Raw genomic sequence first — 1638 nt, forward strand, 5'->3', positions numbered from 1 at the left:
GTATGACGGGGCTGCACACCGATCTTTACGAGATCCGGATGGCGGCGAGCTATCTGCGGCGCGGGATGACCGGGCCCGCGACGTTCAGCCTGTTCGCCCGTTCGCTCCCGCGCGATCGCGGATTCCTGGTGTGCGCCGGACTCACCGACTGCCTCGACTTCCTGGCGCGGTTCCACTTCGACGACGAGGAACTGGACTACCTGCGCGAGGAACTCCGGCTGCCGGACGGTGACCTCGACGCCTTGGCGAACCTGGTTTTCGACGGTGACGTGTGGGCGGTTCCGGAGGGCAGCGTGGTGTTCCCGGACGAGCCGCTGCTGGAGGTCACCGCGCCGCTGCCGCAGGCCCAGCTGATGGAAACCGCGCTGCTGAACTTCCTGACCTTTTCCACCGCCGTGGCCACCAAGGCGGCCCGGTGCCGCATCGCCGCGGGCGGAGCCGAACTGGTGGACTTCTCGGCCCGCCGCACCCACGGGGTGAACGCCGCCTTCGCCGCCGCCCGGTTGTCGGCGATGGTGGGTTTCGCGGGCACGAGCCACGTGGCGTCCGCGGCCCGGTTCGGGCTGCGGGCGGTCGGCACGATGGCGCATTCCTACGTCCAGGCCTTCGCCAACGAGCGGGAGGCGTTTCGCGCCTTCGCCGAGGACTATCCGGAAGCGGCGGTGTTCCTTGTGGACACCTACGACACCCCCGCCGGTGTGCTGACGGCCGCCGACGTCGCGAAGACGCTGGCTCTGCCGGGCGAACGCGTCGGGGTGCGGCTGGACTCCGGCGATCTCGACGCCCTGTCCCGTGCGGCCAGGAAGATCCTGGACGACGAGGGCCTGCCGGACGCGCGGATCATGGCCAGCGGCGGGCTCGACGAGCATGCCATCGCCCGGCTCACCGCGGCGGGCGCCCCCATCGATTCCTATGGTGTGGGCACGAAAATGGGGGTCTCCGCCGACGCGCCCTCCCTGGACACCGCCTACAAACTCGTCGAATACGCGGGCAGACCGGTCATGAAACGCTCGCCGGGCAAGGCCACCCTTCCCGGTCCGAAACAGGTGTACCGCGGCGAGCCCGGCGAGCCGGACGTGCTCGCCCTGCGCACCGAGCCGCCGCCCGAGGGCAGGCCACTGCTCACCAGGGTCATGTGGGCCGGTGAACGAGTGGGGAACGGGCACGAACTCTTCGATGCCCGCACACGCTTCGAGCACGACCTGGCCTGGCTGCCCGAAGCCGCGCTGCGGCTGCGGGACCCCGAACCCGTCCCTGTCCGGCGATCCGCGCGGCTGGAGGACCTGCTGGCCCGGACACTCCGCACACTCCCGCCGCCGGGTGAGTGAGACCGTGACGGGCTTGCGACCGTCGGCCGGGGCCCGCTGCCTTGCGTGGCTGCCTGCGGCTCGCGAGGGGAGTGCGCATTCCGGTGAGGGGCCCCCTCACAGCCCTGTCGGCCGGGGTCCCGGCAAAGTCGCGTGAGTGTTGGCCGTGAAGGGTCCCTTCACAGTCGATTCGACCGTGAAGGGATCCCTGGGTTTTGGTTGTCAAGCGGCGGTTTGCTGGTGTTGGTGGTGTGTCCAGGCGGTGGTTTCGTTGTAGGGGGTGTGGGTTTTGAGGCATCCGTGGAGGATGCCGACGAGTCGGTTGGCGAGT

Annotated in this window: 1 protein-coding gene; it reads left to right on the forward strand. The window is 69.8% G+C overall.

Annotation, left to right across the window (positions count from 1 at the left end):
- The coding region (locus tag FNH05_RS37065; RefSeq protein WP_144593489.1) for a nicotinate phosphoribosyltransferase at positions 1–1328 on the forward strand (1328 nt) is incomplete at its 5' end.
- Positions 1329–1638 lie beyond the last annotated feature (310 nt).

This window comes from Amycolatopsis rhizosphaerae (assembly GCF_007713715.1).
In the GTDB taxonomy this organism is placed as follows: domain Bacteria; phylum Actinomycetota; class Actinomycetes; order Mycobacteriales; family Pseudonocardiaceae; genus Amycolatopsis_E; species Amycolatopsis_E rhizosphaerae.